The organism is Natronorubrum halalkaliphilum (assembly GCF_009834785.1).
Lineage (GTDB): Archaea > Halobacteriota > Halobacteria > Halobacteriales > Natrialbaceae > Natronorubrum > Natronorubrum halalkaliphilum.
On sequence record NZ_WUYX01000069.1, the window covers coordinates 274924 to 291861 of the forward strand.

At 64.4% G+C, this 16938-nt stretch carries 11 protein-coding genes and 1 pseudogene; 5 read left to right on the forward strand and 7 right to left on the reverse strand.

The window, feature by feature from the left end:
• A partial coding sequence (locus GS429_RS19415) for an aldehyde dehydrogenase family protein (protein WP_235920861.1) occupies positions 1-1222 on the forward strand: 1222 nt, incomplete at its 5' end.
• A 157-nt stretch (positions 1223-1379) separates the two neighbouring features.
• Here the strand turns inward: GS429_RS19415 and GS429_RS19420 are convergent.
• The 4 genes from GS429_RS19420 to GS429_RS19435 form a co-directional block, all read right to left on the reverse strand.
• The gene (locus GS429_RS19420) at positions 1380-2489 is read right to left on the reverse strand and encodes a DUF4367 domain-containing protein (RefSeq protein WP_160067254.1); all 1110 of its coding nucleotides are present in this window, start codon (positions 2487-2489) and stop codon (positions 1380-1382) included.
• 141 nt (positions 2490-2630) lie between these two features.
• Entirely contained in the window at positions 2631-3869 is a 1239-nt protein-coding gene (locus tag GS429_RS19425; RefSeq protein WP_160067256.1) for an ABC transporter permease, read from the reverse strand.
• Positions 3869-5083 carry an ABC transporter permease gene (locus GS429_RS19430; RefSeq protein ID WP_160067258.1) on the reverse strand — a complete coding sequence of 405 codons (1215 nt, stop codon included), beginning with the start codon at positions 5081-5083 and terminating at the stop codon, positions 3869-3871. The genes GS429_RS19425 and GS429_RS19430 overlap by 1 nt, the downstream gene beginning before the upstream one ends.
• On the reverse strand, positions 5080-5880 hold the full coding sequence (locus tag GS429_RS19435; RefSeq protein ID WP_160067260.1) for an ABC transporter ATP-binding protein: 801 nt from the start codon (positions 5878-5880) through the stop codon (positions 5080-5082). The genes GS429_RS19430 and GS429_RS19435 overlap by 4 nt, the downstream gene beginning before the upstream one ends.
• Before the next feature lie 148 nt (positions 5881-6028).
• Here GS429_RS19435 and glmU point away from each other — a divergent pair, with 148 nt between their 5' ends.
• On the forward strand, positions 6029-7210 hold the full coding sequence (gene glmU, locus GS429_RS19440; RefSeq protein ID WP_160067262.1) for a bifunctional sugar-1-phosphate nucleotidylyltransferase/acetyltransferase: 1182 nt from the start codon (positions 6029-6031) through the stop codon (positions 7208-7210).
• Positions 7211-7243: 33 nt separating this feature from the next.
• Here glmU and GS429_RS19445 read toward each other — a convergent pair whose 3' ends face one another.
• Positions 7244-12229: a S8 family serine peptidase gene (locus GS429_RS19445; protein ID WP_160067264.1), complete on the reverse strand. Its 4986-nt coding sequence runs from the start codon at positions 12227-12229 to the stop codon at positions 7244-7246.
• 273 nt (positions 12230-12502) lie between these two features.
• On the opposite strand from GS429_RS19445, the gene GS429_RS19450 reads away from it, so the two are divergent.
• The 3 genes from GS429_RS19450 to GS429_RS19460 all read left to right on the forward strand — a co-directional run bounded on the left by GS429_RS19450 (position 12503) and on the right by GS429_RS19460 (position 15100).
• Positions 12503-12784 (forward strand): DUF8044 family membrane protein, encoded by a 282-nt coding sequence (locus tag GS429_RS19450; RefSeq protein ID WP_483870095.1) that lies wholly within the window; start codon positions 12503-12505, stop codon positions 12782-12784.
• A 160-nt stretch (positions 12785-12944) separates the two neighbouring features.
• Positions 12945-14087: a DUF4350 domain-containing protein gene (locus tag GS429_RS19455; protein ID WP_160067266.1), complete on the forward strand. Its 1143-nt coding sequence runs from the start codon at positions 12945-12947 to the stop codon at positions 14085-14087.
• Entirely contained in the window at positions 14084-15100 is a 1017-nt protein-coding gene (locus tag GS429_RS19460) for an AAA family ATPase (RefSeq protein ID WP_160067268.1), read from the forward strand. Before GS429_RS19455 ends, GS429_RS19460 begins: the two co-directional genes overlap by 4 nt.
• A 182-nt stretch (positions 15101-15282) precedes the next feature.
• Here the strand turns inward: GS429_RS19460 and GS429_RS19465 are convergent, their stop codons facing one another.
• Positions 15283-16677, reverse strand: coding sequence for an FAD-binding oxidoreductase (locus GS429_RS19465; RefSeq protein WP_160067270.1), 1395 nt, complete (start codon positions 16675-16677; stop codon positions 15283-15285).
• Between the two features lie 64 nt (positions 16678-16741).
• Positions 16742-16938: pseudogene (locus GS429_RS19470) on the reverse strand (IS5/IS1182 family transposase); the annotation flags it as partial.

Below are 16938 nucleotides of genomic sequence, written 5' to 3' on the forward strand. Positions count from 1 at the left end.
TGCGGACGTCGTCGAGGCCTACCACATGGTCGAGTGGGCGGCGGGCAACGCCCGCCACCCTCACGGCGACGTCGTCCCCTCCGAAGTCGGGGCGAAAGACGCCTACATGCGCCGGAAACCGCGGGGCGTTATCGGCTGTATCACGCCGTGGAACTTCCCCGTCGCCATCCCGTTCTGGCACATGGCCATCGCTCTGGTCGAGGGCAACACCGTCGTCTGGAAGCCCGCCGAGCAGACGCCGTGGTGCGGCCAGATCATCGCCGAGATGATGGACGACGCCGGCATCCCAGACGGCGTCTTCAACATGGTGCAAGGCTTCGGCGACGCCGGCGCGGCGATCACGGACGACGGTCGCGTAGATACGGTTCTGTTCACCGGCTCCGCCGAAGTCGGCCACGAGATTTCGGGCAAGGTCGGCGCCGAACCCGGCAAACTCGCCGCCTGCGAGATGGGCGGCAAAAACGGCATCATCGTCACCGAGGAGGCCGATCTGGATATTGCCGTCCACTCGGCGATCATGTCGAGTTTCAAGACGACCGGCCAGCGCTGCGTCTCGAGCGAGCGCCTGATCGTCCACACGGACGTCTACGACGAGTTCAAAGAACGGTTCGTCGATATCGCCGAAGACATCGCGGTCGGCGACCCGCTCGAGGAGGACACGTTCATGGGGCCCGCGATCGAGGCCGACCACGTCGAGAAGATCCGCAAACACAACGAGTTGGCGGTACAGGAGGATGCCGAGGTTCTGGTCGACCGATTCGAACTCGACGATGGAGAAATCCCGGACGGCCACGATGAGGGCCACTGGGTCGGCCCCTTCGTCTACGAAATCGACTACGATACCGATCTCCGGTGTCTCAAAGAGGAGTGTTTCGGCCCGCACGTCGCCCTTCTCGAGTACGACGGCGACATCGATCGCGCCCTCGAGATCCACAACGACACGCCCTACGGCCTCGCGGGAGCGATCATCTCCGAGGATTACCGCCAGCTGAACGCCTTCCGTGACCGTGCCGATCTCGGGCTCGCGTACGCGAACCTGCCGTGTATCGGCGCAGAAGTCCAGCTTCCATTCGGCGGCGTGAAGAAGTCCGGCAACGGCTACCCGAGTGCGCGCGAGGCCATCGAGGCCGTCACGGAGCGGACCGCCTGGACGATGAACAACTCGAAAGATATTCAGATGGCCCAGGGGCTGTCGGCGGATATCACGACGAGCGAGGACTGAAACGGATTGTTGTCCCCGCATTCCGGTGTCCTCCCCATTTGCAGTCTAACCGGAACTGGCGAGAGTAATTCGTCTGAACTGCTCCTCGAGCCATGTTTCACGGAGTCGAGCCACAGCAGAAAATCGTTCAGCGAAGGAAACTGAGACTGAGGACCGATTACTCGACGATCGAGAGGGCAATTTCGACCAGTTCTTCTCTCTCGAGATCTCCGCTGACGGTGTAGCTCAGTCCGTCATCCTCCCACTCGAGTGCCATCATATCCGTGCCGAACTCGCGAAGGATCGCGTCGGTGTCTCCGACTTCGATCGGGTCGCCGTCGGGGTCAAGGATCGGTTCGGATTCGTCCTCGGCGACGGTGACGGTCAGGAACGTGTCCGACTCGTCCGTGTACTGCAGCGACGCGCTCCAGCCGACCATGTTCTCGGACACCGAGACCTGCTCGAGTCCGTACTCCGCGGGCACTGCGGGCTCGGGGAGGTCGAACGGAGCGGCCGCTTCGGCGTCGTCGATCTCGTCGAACTGCTCGAACGTGAAGTCGTCGGCGTCGATAACCTCGGCGTCTGCGGGCGGTTCGAACGCGAACCGGTCGTCGTCGATCGGTTCGTCGAAGGTGACCTCCTCGAACTCGACGGTGATCGTCATCTCCGCACCCATCGACATCGTACTGTCCTGTTTCAGCGGATAGTGGGTTTCCTGATCAATCCAGAGCGTCGCATCGTCGTACATCGCATCCGATCCGTCGGCGGCGAGATCGACGACGTAGACGTCTCGGTCCGCGACGGTGTCGGTTCCGTCGACCGTCGCGCTCATGTCGGCGTAGACGGAATCGACCAGGTCGTCGTTCAGGGCATCCAGCTCCGCCTGGTCGATATCGAGCTCCGTTTTCACGGCCTCGTTGTCGGCTTCGTCGTACAGCCAGGTCGTCGTCCCGCTCGAGACCATCACATCGATTTGCTCGGGCTCGTCGCTTTCGAGGAGTTCCATTCGGTACTCATTGGCCCCTCGCTGCCAGACTTCGTGGGTCGACGAGACGAGTTCGTCGTCGTCCGCCCACGTTATCGTCTGGACGCCGTGAAGGGTCTCGACGCTCGATTCGGCCTGTATCGAGCGCTCGACCAGTTCGTCCGCGTCCGGCAGTTCGTCTTCGGTCCCGTTCTCGTCGGTGTCGTCGCCGCTTTCGTCCCCGAAGCCGACCGCGCCGAGACAGCCGGCGGTGACCAGCAACAGCGCGACGGCGGCGACAGCGAGGGGTCGTCTGATAGTCATCTCTCGTACTGTTCGACGAACCTGTTATGGATAAACCGTGGATCGGGTTTTCTCGACGAGAAAAGGCGATGAATTCGGCTCAAAAGGAAGACTCGAGTGACTTCTGACGGAGTTCCGGTTCGGCGGGACGCAGCCTCGACGTCAGAGGTGCTCGAGCGGCGGCGTTCGACTGACCCGCCAGCCGGCCAGCGCCGCGGCGATCGTGCCGATCACGATGGCGACCGCGAGCGCGGCCGCGAGAATCTCCGGTGCGGTCTGAACGAGCCCGTCGAAGCCGACGACGGCCGCGGCGATCCGGTTCAATAACTCGACTGCGGGCGGTGTGAGGACGAGCCCGACGAGCCCGCCGATGAGCCCGATCGCGAGTCCCTGGCCGACGACGGACGCGACCAGCAGCGACGACGAGATTCCCTGCGCTGAAAGCGCCGCAAACGCCGCCCGCTGCTGGAAGATAACGAGCGTGAGCAGGGTGTGCGTTAGCGCGACGCCGGCCACGAGCGCGAGCACGATCAGCGCGCCGCCGGCCGCGAGGACGAGAATCTGCTCTTCGAGGACCGCCTCAAGTTGCTCCTGGTTCGACCGAATCTCGTACTCGGGGTGGCTCTCGGAGAGCGCCGTCTGGACGGCGTCGGTGTCCGCGCCGTCCTCGACGGTGATCGTGATGAACGTCGCCGGCTCGGTCTGAGTGGTACCCGTCGCCTGATGGAGTTCCGAAAGCGGCATCACGACCGTGGGGGCACCGAGCATCCGTTCGAACGTCGGCGAGACCCCGACGACGGTGAACTCGTTGTTTCGGGCGGCCGCGAGCGAGCCGCCGGCGTGGATCGTGTCGCCGATCTCGATATCGAGTGCGCGGGCGGTCTCCTCGTCGATGAGCACCTCGTTCGTTCGCTCGCCGTCGTAGCTGCCTTCCGCGTAGTGTGGATCCCCGCTCAGTCTCTCGCCCTCCGAAACTTGGACGATGCTGCCGGTGCCGGGAACGCCCGTGCCGATGAACGTCTGGAAATCGCCGTCGCTGTCGGTGCCGACATACACCGTCTCGAACGCGAGGGGCACCGCGTTCGCCACGCCGTCCTGACCCTCCATTTCGGCGGCGACGCTTCGGGAGTCGGTCAACGAGTTCTCGAAACCGCCACCGCCCGCCGGCGTGAGTCGCGTCTCGCCCGCGGTCACCCACAGATCCCGATCGGCCGCCTCGAACTGTTGCTCGCCCGTCTCGAGGACGCCCATGCCGACGCCGGCGAGCAGCGTCATCGCGAGGACGGCGAGTCCGACGCCGATGATCGCGAGACCGAGTCGCAGCCGGTGGTGGCGAAGCTGGCCGACCGTGATCCCGCCGGCGACGCGGAGGCGGCCGAGCGCGGCGCGGAGCCCTCCCATCAGGGGACACCTCCGGTGACGCGTCGCGTCAACACCAGCAGGACCGGCAGCGAGAGGAGCCCGATCAGCAGCGCCGCCGCCAGTCCGTACGGGACGAAGAGGAGGTGCGAGGTCGCGATCGGCTCGCTCGTCACCGTCGCGGTCGCGACGTAGTTAACCAGCCGAATGCCGCCGAGACCGGCGATCGCTCCCAGCAGACCGCCGATACCGGTGATGACGAGCGTCTGGGTCCCGACCAGCCCGAGCTGGCTCCGCGTCGAGACGCCGAGTGCGGACAGCGTCGCCAGCTGCCGCCTGTCGGCGACCACCTCGAGGCCGTTCGTCGTCAGGACGAACAGAGTGCCGACCGAGACGGACACGATGAGCGCGGTCAGCGCGAGCGCGAGCGGGAGTCCGGAGTCCGCAGCCTCGCTGACGGTCAACTCGCCGCGCGTGAGCACCTCCGACTGGGGGTAGATCCCCGCGAGTTCGTCCTCGACGGCCGGCGAGTTCGTTCCGACGACGAACTGGTCGGCCTGATCGTGTTCGTCGCCGCCGGTCAGCGTCTGCAGTTCGCTGAGCTGTACCAGCGCGATGGGCATGTCGCCGACGGAGTCCGTCCCCTCGTCCGTCGCGGCGACGGTAAAGGAGTCCTCGCCGTTGATCGTCGCTCCGTCGCCGGGATCGGCCTCGAGCAGGCTAGCGGCGCTGCGGGAGAGGACGACCTCGCCGGTCCACTCGTCGTCGTCGCTGCCGCTTTGGTGATAGGGATCGTCGTGTGACAGCCCGTCGGTCGACACGTCGGTGACGCTGTCGAGGTCGGGCGAGTTGATGACGCCGACCGCCAGCACGTACTCGCTCGTGCCGTCGATTTCGATGCGGACCACCTCCGAGAGGACGGGCGAGGCGAACGCGACGTCGTCGATCCCCCGGATGCGGTCGTTCGTCTCGTGGACCGAGCCGAACTGGGGTTGATCCGTCGAGAGGAGCGTCGAGCGCTCGCCGTCGCTCTCGGGGACGATCCAGTAGTCGACGTCGTCGTCGTACACCGTCGTCCCGGCCGCGAGGCCGATTCCGATCCCCGTAACGACGACGAGCAACGCGATCACGACGGCGACGCCGGCGACGCTGAACTGGACGCGTTTCGTGGCCGTCCGCGTGGCCCGGGAGATCGTTCGGCGGATCCCGACGCTTCCGACGCCGAGCCAGCGCACGAGCAGTTCTCGGGGACTCATGTCTCGTCGTCACCGCGGATCGTGCCGTCCGTGAGCCGCACGATACGGTCGGCGATTTCCAGCGTCGGCCGATCGTGGGAGGCGAGCACGACGGCGCGGTCGTCCGCGATGCGTTCGAACTCGTCTAAGACTCGCCGGCCCGTCTCGGTGTCGAGTTCCCCCGTCGGCTCGTCGGCGATCACCAGCGTCGGATCGGTCACGAGCGCGCGGGCGATGGCCACCCGCTGTTGTTCGCCGCCGCTCAACTCGCCCGGCCGGTGGCCGGTGCGGTCGCCGAGTCCGACCCGCTCGAGCAGGCGTTCGGCCCGCTCGCGGCGGTCGCGTTTCCTGACGCCGAGTTCGACCAGCGGCAGGGCGACGTTCGCCCGCGCGGACAGCGACTCGAGCAGGTGAAAGTGCTGGAAGACGATGCCGACGTGCTCGAGCCGAAGGCGCGTGCGCTGTCGGGTCGAGAGGCTCTCGAGGTCCGTCTCCTGGAACGTCACCGTCCCCTCCGTCGGGAGTTCGAGTCCGGCGAGGAGGTGCAACAGCGTCGACTTGCCGCTCCCGCTCGGCCCCGCGAGACCGACGATTTCACCGGGTTCGATCGCGACGGAGGCCGACTCGAGAGCGCGGACTTTCGGCGCGTCGGGCCGACCGAGCAGCCTGCCGATTCGGCCCGGGTCCGACCCTCGCGTGTAGATTTTCGTCACGTCGGTCGCGCGAACGACCGGCGGCGGATCAGTCGCGTGCTCGCGAGCGTCGGTCGCAGCGCCGTCGTCGGACGGCGCGGGGGCGGCGGACGAAGGAGGGGTCATACCGATGACAGTCGGCTAAACACAATTAACTGTCCCGGTTTGTGAGGTCTCGCGGACAGTTTTCCCCTTTTCTCACACCTCACGAAATTGATTGTACCCGTCCGCGAGCGAATCGCTTATCCGACGGTTCATGGAACTGTGCACGTACATGAAAGCAGTCGTTCTCGCGGCGGGCCAGGGCACGCGTATTCGACCACTCTCCGATTCGGTCCCGAAGCCGATGCTGCCGGTCGCCGACCGACCGCTCGTCGCCCACACCATCGACGCGGCCATCGACGCCGGCGCGGACGAAGTCGTCCTCGTAATCGGGTACGAGGCGGAGACCGTCCGCGAGTACTTCGGCTCGAGCTATCGCGGGACGCCCGTTTCCTACGCCGTCCAGTCCGAACAGGCCGGGACGGCTGACGCCGTCAACACCGCTCGGGATCACATCGAGGGTCCGTTCGCCGTCCTGAACGGCGACAACCTGTACGATCCGGCGGCGATCGAGCGTCTTTTCGACAACTGTCCCGCCGTCTGCGCCATCGAAGTCGATGACCCGACGAGTTACGGCGTGCTCAGCACCGAGGGCGACGCCGTCAGCGGCATCGTCGAAAAACCGGCCGATCCGCCGACGAACCTCGCCAACGCCGGCGCGTACGCCTTCCCCGAGGAAGCCCGCGAGTGGCTCGAGGTGCCGGCGAGCGAACGCGGCGAACACGAAATTACGGACGTCCTGGCGACCGTGATCGACGAGTTCGAAGTAACTCCGGTCACGCTCGAGCGCTGGCTCGACGTCGGCCGCCCCTGGGAACTGCTCGAGGCCAACGAGTGGAAGCTCTCGGAGTTGGAACGGCGGGTCGACGGCGACGTCAGCGCGGACGCGACGCTCGAGGGCGACGTCGTCGTCGAAGCCGGCGCGACGGTGAAGTCGGGCGTCGTCATCGAGGGTCCGGCGCTGATCCGGTCGGGTGCGACGGTCGGGCCGAACGCCTACGTTCGCGGGGCGACGCTGGTTGCGGCGGACGCGAAGGTCGGTCACGCCGCCGAAGTGAAAAACAGCGTCCTCTCTCGCGGCGCGTCGGTCAGCCACCTTTCGTACGTCGGCGACAGCGTTCTCGGCCGCGACGTCAACTTCGGTGCCGGCACGAACGTCGCGAACCTCCGCCACGACGACGCGGATATCGAGTTCACCGTGAAGGGCGACCGCGTCTCGACGGGGCGGCGAAAGTTCGGTGTGGTTGCGGGCGACGGCGTGAAGACCGGCATCAACTCGAGTCTGAGTCCCGGACTGAAACTCTCTGCCGGCGCGACTACGCGACCCGGTGAGACCGTCGAACGAGATCGGTAGCGCTCGAGCGCTCTTTTGGTGGTACAAAAACGGTTACGCAGTCACTCGAGCGAGGAGCAGTGCGAGACAGAGGGCGACGACCGCGGCGGGAATGCCGAATCCGGGTTGGCCGTCGTCGTCACCGCTGTCATCGCTCGGTTCTTGCGATACCGTGTCGTCGGAATCCGTCGATTCGGATTCGTTCGTCGTCGGATCGACGACCGTCAGATCGGTCGCGTACTGGTCGCTTTCCGTTTCGACGGTCAACTCGTACTCGCCCGGCGTGTCGGGTGCGACGACGTCGAACGAAAGCGACTCCGACGCCAGTTCGGGGACGGTGACGATGGTCGATCCGGCGGTTGTGCCGTCGATCGAGACGGTAACGATGCCGCTGGTGGTCCGCTCGCTGGGATTTTTGACGGCCGCGTCGACTGAGAACTCGGCACCGGCGTCGACTTCGGCCGGCGCGTCGACGACGCCGAGATAGAACGGCGTGGGGCCGCTCCCTTCGGGCGGTCGTGGAGGGAGGCTGATCCCGCCGCCACCGCCGCTGTCGTCGTCTTCGGTAACGACAATCGGATCGGCGTCCGCGCCCCCGATTCCGAGAATTCGGTCGATTGGGGTCTGGTTTTTCGCCAGTGTCAGTTCCCAGCCATAGTCGCCCGCCTCGAGGTCCGAGGCGTCGAGACTGAACGCGAACTCGTCAGTGTCGGCGTCGTTTGAGACGTTCGTTGTCGTCCATTCGCCTACTGGACTTCCGTCTTCGCCGAGTTCCGCGTATTTGAACTGAGCCGTCCAGGACTCGTCGACCGACTCGTCTCGCGGAACGGTGATGTTGATCTCCCCTGTCGTTCCGTCTTGCTCGAGGCGCGCCTCGTATCCGATTCCGACGAGTCGGTCGTCGGTTTCGGCGACCGTCATCTCGTCCCCACGGTCGACGAGGGAGACGGTGTACCTCGAGAAGGTCTCGTTCGCGAACAGCGCTTCGTCACCCTCGACCATCACGTCGAGATCGTTTCCGTCGGTACCGGAAACGGAGACCGACGGATCTGCGGTGATAGTCCCGTTTTCGTCGTAGACGTCAAACCGGAGTTCGTCACCCGTCACCGGCGACGGGGCGTCGGCCAGCGAGAGCGTCACCGACTCGCCCGTTTCCGGATCGTCGATGCGAATATCGAGTTCCGCGTCCGCCCCTAACTCGACGGGGTCAGTTGCTTTGACCGCGAGACGCTCCGCGACGGCGTCCGGGGACGAGACCGTTCCGCCGACCGCGTGCTCGAGGTCGACGTTCGGATGAATTCTGACCTTCTCGCTCGCTTCGTCTCCGTCGATGGTGAGGACCGCCTCGTACTCGCCGGCGTCGACGCCGTCCGTCTCCCACGTCAGGGAGACCTCGGTCGACGATCCGGGGTCGATATCGACCTGCATGTCCGCTTCTTGCTCGCCGTCGACCTCGAGAGCGACGTCCGTCGCTGCGTGTTCGTCGCGAGTGTTCGTTACCGTCGCGTCGACCGTCACTGAATCGCCGGTGATCACCGGCGTATCTACGGCATCGATCTCGACGAACAGCGTTTTCGGCTCGAGCGAGAGATCGACCGGTTTCGTTTCGCCCGACTCGAGGGACGTAGAGTTGGTTGCCGGCAGATAGTCGGCAGCGTCGGCCTCGATCGCGTATTCCGCGCCGGTTCCGGGGACGGTGTCGACAGCGTACGCTCCCTGGTCGTCGGTCGTTGCTGTGTACGGCCCGTAGTGACCGGTTACGGTGACGGTTGCATCCACCAAAGCGTCACCTGTCTCAGCGTCAGTAACCGTCCCTTCGAACCCGGCATCGCCCGCAAGCGAGGCGTTCTCGACTACCGGGCCATCGTCGGGCCCGCCGCTGACCGCAATGTCTGGTTTTGTGTCGTCTTCGAACCCGTGTGCGTGAACCTCGAGGTCGTAGTTGTCTGGTGGGAGCGTCTCGAACCGATAGTCACCGGATCCGTCGGTATGTGCGTCTGTGACAAACGCATCGTCACCGTCGTACAACTGTAGTGTCGCGTCCTCGATCGGGTCACCGGTGACCGTCTCGGTGATCGTTCCCTCGAGAGTGCCGTCGGAGACGGTGAGATTCAGCAGTTCGGGGCCGTCGGTGGTCACAGTGGCCGTCTGGTCCGCCGGCAGCCCCTCGAGACCGAACGTTACGGTTTCTCCCTCGTCTACGGTTTCCTCGAGGAGCAGCGGATCGGTGGTCGTGGCGTATCGACCCTCGGCATCGACGTCCGTGCTCCCCCGCGGCTCGCCGTCGACGTACGCGGTCACGGTGTCGCCCTCCGACGCCGGTTCGCTGTCGATATCGACGCTGCCGTAGAACGCCGCCGAGTCGAACTCGGGCTCCTCGGCGACGTACATCGCGGCAGTGGCGAGGATTTCGTTCGCTTCGGGAGTGAACTCGTCCCCTCTGACGTACTGCGTTCGTCCCAGCGATGCGGCGAGGACGGTGTTCGTCGTCTCGTCGACGGCGAGTGCGCTGCCGGCAGGTCCGTCGGTTCCGTCGCCAACTGCGGCGAGTTCGTCGAACGAGGAGGTTTCGTTGAGTTCGAACCAGGCGTGGTCACTGTACTCCGTATCAGAAATGTTGACCGCTTCGTCGACCGTCCACTGATCCGTTATCCGATGGTCGTCTCGAATCTCGTAGTACACCGGCGGCTCGTCGTTGTCTTTCGCTGAAACGGACTCGAGTTCGTCGGAAATACCCCCGTATTCCGAGATTCCGTTCGATTCCGACCCCGCCTGCTCGAGATAGACGGCACCGACCCCCGCCGACTCCGTCGCCGTGACGAACTCCTCGATGGGGCTCTCGATGTACTGGACGACGAACGCGTCGTACTGCTCGATCGTCTCGAGCACGTCCGTCGACGAGCGGACGACGACCGCCGCGTCCTCCGGTAGCCGTTCCGCCAGCGTGTCCGCGAGAAGCGCTCCGTGGGTGTCGTCATCGTCGATAACGGCGATTTGGGTCTCCACGTCAAACACCGTCGTCGGACCGGTTTCGACGGACTCCGTCCGCTCTCCCGCCGAGACGGTGTGATTCAGCCCGAGTTCGCCGGTCGTTCCCGGCGTCGTCTCGACGGAGACTGCGATCTCGTTGCGGTCCTCGACGTTCAGGTCGGCTCCGAACTCGTGCTCGTCGCCGTCGACAAACAGCGTCGCATTCGATGGGTCGTAGTCACCGACGAGTTCGACGGCGAGCGTCTCAGCGTTTGCGGTCCGCAGCTGTGTCGAGATATTCGCGCCGCTTTTGGCTTTCGCCGGCTGCGCTTCGAGCACGTCGACAGCGAGGGCGTCCTCGAGTGTCACGTCGTGCGTCGTGAACTCGTTTTCATCGATTTCGACCACCGCCGAGTGCTCTTCGTACCCGAACGCACTCGCCGTGACTGTGTATCCCCCCGACGCAGCAAGAAGACGATACGAGCCGTCGTCGTCGGTCGTTTCCGTTCGGTCGCCGAGCGTTACGGTCGCGCCTTCGATCGGCTGTCCTTCGCTGTCAGTGATCGTCCCTTCGACGCCACTCGCGACGAGGTCCGTCGCCGCTTTGATATCGATAATCCCGTGACCGTACCGTGTGTCTTGCTCGTCCGGTTCGCTCTCGGGTTTCCAGGCGGTCGTCTCGAGACTGTCCAGTACCGTCTCCGGATCCGGCTCGCTTTCGGTGGCACTGAGCAGCAGCGCCATCGCACCCGAGACGTGCGGTGCGGCCATTGAAGTGCCAGATATGGAGTCATACCCGTCACCCGGAATAGCACTCTTTACGCCGACACCGGGCGCGGCCACGTTCGGAACGATATATTCATCCGGCCAGTGATCTGGTGCGTCCGTTCCCCACGCGTCTTCAGTGACGATTTCTTCGCCGCTCGAGAAGCCCGCGATATCTCCGTTTTCGTTTGCTGCCCCAACGGCGAACGAATCGTAGACGTTTCCGGGAGAGCCACTCGTCCGTTCTCCGTTGTTCCCCGAAGACCCAACGACGATGACGCCGGCCTCTCTGGCGTTCCGGACAGCATTCAGATATCCCGAAGCGTAGCCTTCGACCCCGAGACTCATGCTGAGAATATCCGCCTCTTCCTCGACAGCCCATTCCATTCCGGCAAGTACCTGCGGACCAGTCCCGGACCCACCGTTAAGTACCAGTCCGTGCATCAGCGTTGCCTCGGGTGCGACGCCGATGTACTCGCCGGAATCATCACCGCCAACAACGGTCCCTGAGACGTGAGTTCCGTGATCCCCCGTGTCGTGTGGATCGCTGTTCGAGACTCGATTTCCATCACTATCGAATTCGGCCCAGTTCTCCGCGGCGATATCGATATCCGGATGGTCTGGATCGACGCCTGTATCGAGTACAGCGACCTTCACACCCTCACCTTTCGTCCCGTACTCTTCCCACACGTCGGGGGCGTTGATCTGATCGAGTCCGTACGTCGTGTCGACGGTGCTCGAGGCTGTGATTTCAGCATCCGAATGTGAACTCGAGTCGGCTGCCCCCACGGCTGTGTCCTCGTCCGAATCGAATGGAGCGACAGGTTCGGGAAGCGTCACTTCGTAGTTCTCGTGAACGTCGGTCACGCCCTCGAGCCGAGCCAACTGTTCGACGGGAACCTGCTCGGTGTCGACGGTCAACAAGACCGCGTTGGTAATCCAGAACGTTCGCTCGAGTTCCACGCCGTCAGTCGCTTCCGCGTATCGCTCGAGCGGATCCTGTGCGGCCGCGGCGTGGGCCTGGAGGGTCCCGACTTTGTCGTGACTCTGTGCGAGAACGAGGTCGTCGACGTCCTCGAGTTGGAGGATTACCTCGACGGTGCCGTCCGCGGCGTGCAGTTCCTCGTCGATCGTCGCCGGGTCCGCGTCGGCGTCGATGAACGCGTCGGCGGATCCGGACGGTGCCGTCTCAGCAGCCTGCCTATCGGCTCCGGCTACCCCGAGCGGAGCGAAGAGGGACAGAACCATCGCTGCCGTAAGCAGGATCGTCAGGAGCGGTCGGTCAGGGCGCGTGCTTCTCCCCATTGACTACGACTCTCATATTAGCGGGTCAAAGAAAGTCTTTCGACCGTGATATATTATTCTCCGTACGTGAACTTAAATGAGTTAGAGAGCGTCAATGTACCGATGAATTCGCGGCTCACGTGGCCGTTCGTGACAAAATATCGCACATTAGGATATCACGAGTGAGAACGTTTCGGAACGAAGCAATCAATTATTCATCATGTATGATCGACCGATCGTCACCTCGAGCGAACCCCGAGGCTTTACGGTGACTGGAGTCCCCTACTGCAGTAGATGCCGACGCACCGACGAATGCGGTTCATCCGCTGGCAACTCGCCTGGATGCTCGCGGCCGTGCTCGTTCTCGCCGCGCTCGGCTCGTTTTCCTACGAACTGTACTTCGTCCTCTCGCTGATCGGGCTGTTGATCGTCACCGAGCTAACGGCCCCGTTTACGGTGACGCCGGAGTGGCGACGACGGCTCCGGTGGCTCATCCTGTTCGGACTTGTGGGGTTTGCCGTCGTGGTCGTTCGCCGGATCCTCGAGATTCTGCCGCCGGAGGTGCTGCCGTGGTGACCGCTTCAGTCGCTCGCGCTACGGTGACTGCTTCAGCCGCTCGGGATAGAACGTATACGCACACGCACGCAGCCCGCATGTCCGTCACTCGCTCGCCGTCCATCAGTCCCCCCACAGCCCCGTCGACCACTCCCTCCACAACCCGCTCGGAGGTGACGCGATGCTGAACCCGCTCGAGTGGGTTCGCGACGGGTCGGGGCCGGGGTCGGGATTCGATTGGCCTCGCGTCCTGCTCGTCGCGCTCGTGGCGACCGTCCTGGCGTCGCTGCTCGTCGTCGCCGCGACGTCGACGGCCGCGTTCGGACCGTACAACCCCTCGTGGGATGGCACCTCCGAACTCCGACAACAGATCGAGTCGGAGCCGGGCGTCGAGAGCGAACTGATCCGCGATACGGCGCGCTACGAGGCCCACGAACCGAACGAGACGGTCGCGTTCGTCGTCGCGCCGGACGAACAGTACACCGACGAAGACGCGGCGCGCGTCCAGCAGTTCGTCAACGCCGGCGGGACGCTGGTCGTCTTCGAGAACTTCGGGGCGAACGGGAACGACCTCCTAGAGGCCGCCGGGGCGGAGGCGCGGGCCGACGGCGTCTTGCTCAGGGACGAACAGGAGTTCTTCCGCGGGCCGACGATGCCCGTCGCCACCGGCGTCGAGAACCACACGTTCACCGAGGACGTCGATCAGCTCACGCTCAACTACGCCTCGGCGGTCGAACCGGGTGAGGCGACGGTGCTGGTCCGAACCAGCGACTACGCCTATCGCGACATCGACGGGGACGGCCAACTCAGTGCGGGAGAAGAGCCCGCCGCCTACCCCGTCGCCACCGTCGAGAGCGTCTCCGCCGGGCAAGTGGTCGTCGTCGGCGATCCGAGTATCGCGGTCAACGCGATGATCGACGAACCGGACAACACCGCGTTCCTGCGGGGGCTGTACACCGATGCGGACCACGTTCTGATCGACCTCTCACACGGCGAAGAGCTGCCGCCGCTGACCGGCGTAACCCTCACGCTGCGGGAAACGCCGCTGTTGCAGATTCTCGTCGGCGCGGTCGGAATCGGAGCTATCGCCGCCGCCTCGAGACGCCGGCGGTGGCCGACACTCGAACGGGCCCGAGCGGCGATCGGCGATCGCGTCGGCGATCGACCGGCCGTCGACGAAGCGGCGGTCGCGCCGGTGCTCGAACTCGACGACGAGCGGCGGGCGGCAGTGTTGCGGCGTCGCCACCCCGACTGGGACGAACAGCGGATCCAGCGCGTGATAGCAGCGCTTAACCGTCACGGAACGAAACAGGACGACGAATGAGCGGCGAGCACCCGGCTGACGGCGATCCGTCGACCACCCCCGAGGCGGCCTACGAAGCGCTGCGTGACGAAATCGGCCGCGTGTTGATCGGCAACGAACCGGCAATCGAACACCTCACGATCGCGCTCTTGACCCGCGGCCACGTCCTGCTCGAGGGCGTTCCGGGGGTCGCGAAGACGACGCTGGCGAATCTGTTCGCCCGCGTCACGGGGCTCGATTATCACCGCATCCAGATGACGCCGGATATTCTGCCGGCGGATATCACCGGCACGCACATCTACCGGGAGAACATCGGCGAGTTCGAACTGCAGCGAGGACCGATCTTCGCCAACATGGTCGTCGCCGACGAGATCAACCGGGCGACGCCGAAGACCCAGAGCGCGCTGCTCGAGGCGATGCAGGAACGGCGCGTGACGATCGAAGGAGACACCCTCGAGCTACCGACGCCGTTTATGGTCGTTGCGACGCAGAACCCGATCGAAATGGAAGGGGTCTTCGAACTTCCGGAAGCTCAACGGGACCGCTTCCAGTTCAAGCTCTCCATCGACGTTCCCGAGCGCGACGTCGAACGGGAACTGCTCGATAAGTTCGACGACGCGCCGGATCTCGGCCCGGAGGACGCCGAACAGGTCGTCGAGGTGTCGGATCTGCTCGAGGCCCGCGAAATCGCCTCCACGGTTCACGTCGCCCCGCCGATCAAGGAGTACGTCCTCGACCTCGTCGAGGCGACTCGAACCCATCCCGACGTCACCCACGGCGCCTCACCTCGAGCGACGCTCGCCTTCCTCGACGGCGCGAAGGCTCGAGCGGCGATCCGCGGCCGCGATTACGTCATCCCCGACGACGTGAAGGGGCTTGCGGAGCCGATTCTGGTCCACCGACTCGTCCTGAGCACCGACGCCGACCTGAGCGACGTCTCTCCGAACGAGGTTATCTCGGAGGTCGTCGGCTCGGTCGAGCCGCCGGGAGCCGATGCGGTGGAGCCGCCGGCAGCGAGCGACGGCGGCGAGTGATCCCGTTTTCGGAGCCTCGTGCTCGAGTTCTTGATTCGACTCGCGAGCATCGATTTGGGTTAACTCGAGAGATCGCGTTATGGAGTGTACAGGCGCAAAACCTCGCCCTTCAGGACGGAGGATGTCAATTGGTCGCTGTGGTACCGTGGAACAGTTGTTAGTGTCATAACTTAAATAGTGGTTCACACGGCTGGAGGCACGTTTTGATTGCGTTGGAAAACGTTCTCCGGATCGTACTCGGTTTTCAGTTCGCCGAGACGACCGTAGTTCTCACGGTAGGCGAACTCCTCTTCACCGGTCGTTTCGGTGATAAAGTTCACGTACGTCCCGGCGGTTGATTGCTCGGTCAGTGCGGCGTGGGCCTTCCGTGCCCACTCGATACACTCGTCATCTCGTTCCGGCTCGGTCCACCGGGGGGTGATGTTCATGACGAACTCAGCGTCGCGGTGAGGGTATGCGGTCGCGTCTCTCGGGACACGGCCTGTGGCCCCGCCGAGGTGAGCCACGCCGATCTTCGATTCGGGTGTCGGAAGGTCCAGACCGTACTCCAGGAACGTGTCGATCGCGTCGTCGCCGAAATCGGCGAAGTTCAGCGACTTCCAATAGTTCCGTGCTCCCGACGTGTTCGCCGGGTCGAAGTACTGTTGCCAGGCTGCATACGGGCGCGGCGCTACGTTGTCCGCGACCGGTTCACCGAACTCGCGAAGCGGTTCGACCAGCGCCATCCCCTCCTCCACAGCACCGGTATAGACGGGAACGACAGCGAAAACCGTGCTTCCGTGGTACTCCTCGGGGATGAATGGAAAGGGCGGTGCCGTTGCAGCGAGCACCCAGACGGTGAGCTCGTCGGGGGCGTCGGCCACGAAGTCACGCCAGTGACGGGCTACGGCTTTTGCTTCCGCAGCCGGATAGACGAGCAATCCCGCCAGGATCTCTGGACCGACCTCGTGGAGGTCGAACTCGAACGAAGTGGCGATACCGAAGTTACCGCCTCCGCCCCGGAGACCCCAGAACAGGTCCGGGTTCTCGTCGTCACTCGCGCGGACCAACTCGCCGTCGGCGGTGACGACGTCCGCAGATCGGAGGTTGTCGATCGTCATCCCGTACTTCCGCGAGAGCCAGCCGAAGCCACCGCCGAGCGTGAGACCGGAAACGCCGGTTTCGGAGACGAACCCCAGCGGTGTGGCGAGTCCGAACGCTTGGGTCTCGTGGTCGACGTCGGCTAACGTCGCTCCGGGGCCGACACGGGCCGTTCGTGTTGCGGGATCGACGCGGACCGACGACATCGGTGAGAGGTCGATTACGAGACCATCGTCACAGACGGCGTTCCCGGCCGCATTGTGTCCCGCCCCTTTGACGGCGAGTTGTAGGCCGTGGCTCCGCGCGAACTCGACCGCCTGGATGACGTCGGCCACGCCGGTACACTGAACGATGACGGCCGGCTGTCTGTCGATCATGGCGTTCCAGACCTCACGGCCCTCGTCGTAGCCCTCGTCGTCAGGTCGGAGAACCTCGCCGCGGGTCCCCCGAGTGAGCGATTCGTATTCCGGATCGTCTACTGGAGTAGTGACTGTCATTGGCCCGTCACTAGTGACATACGATAACAAGGATTAGATAGGTGAGCGTGTCATAGAATCCAACTCATAGTTTGAGTTTCTCACGTCCTGGATCGTGTCCTCGCTCGTAGTTGGTGATCGCAATCGCAATCCGAAGACAAAGCGCAACGAACACTTCTGTTCGTGCGTGAACGCGGGCTCGGGCGCGAACGTGCCCGAGGCCGCAGTCCTTGCAGGCATCGTTGGTTCGCTCGACTCCTGTACGCTGATCGTATGTCTCGT

Excerpts from the sequence above, each read along its gene's own strand:
- GS429_RS19420 (WP_160067254.1), bottom strand. The coding sequence starts at position 2,489 with ATGACTATCAGACGACCCCTCGCTGTCGCCGCCGTCGCGCTGTTGCTG.
- GS429_RS19425 (WP_160067256.1), bottom strand. The coding sequence starts at position 3,869 with ATGGGAGGGCTCCGCGCCGCGCTCGGCCGCCTCCGCGTCGCCGGCGGG.
- GS429_RS19430 (WP_160067258.1), bottom strand. The coding sequence starts at position 5,083 with ATGAGTCCCCGAGAACTGCTCGTGCGCTGGCTCGGCGTCGGAAGCGTC.
- GS429_RS19435 (WP_160067260.1), bottom strand. The coding sequence starts at position 5,880 with ATGACCCCTCCTTCGTCCGCCGCCCCCGCGCCGTCCGACGACGGCGCT.
- glmU (WP_160067262.1), top strand. The coding sequence starts at position 6,029 with ATGAAAGCAGTCGTTCTCGCGGCGGGCCAGGGCACGCGTATTCGACCA.
- GS429_RS19445 (WP_160067264.1), bottom strand. The coding sequence starts at position 12,229 with ATGGGGAGAAGCACGCGCCCTGACCGACCGCTCCTGACGATCCTGCTT.
- GS429_RS19450 (WP_483870095.1), top strand. The coding sequence starts at position 12,503 with ATGCCGACGCACCGACGAATGCGGTTCATCCGCTGGCAACTCGCCTGG.
- GS429_RS19455 (WP_160067266.1), top strand. The coding sequence starts at position 12,945 with ATGCTGAACCCGCTCGAGTGGGTTCGCGACGGGTCGGGGCCGGGGTCG.
- GS429_RS19460 (WP_160067268.1), top strand. The coding sequence starts at position 14,084 with ATGAGCGGCGAGCACCCGGCTGACGGCGATCCGTCGACCACCCCCGAG.
- GS429_RS19465 (WP_160067270.1), bottom strand. The coding sequence starts at position 16,677 with ATGACAGTCACTACTCCAGTAGACGATCCGGAATACGAATCGCTCACT.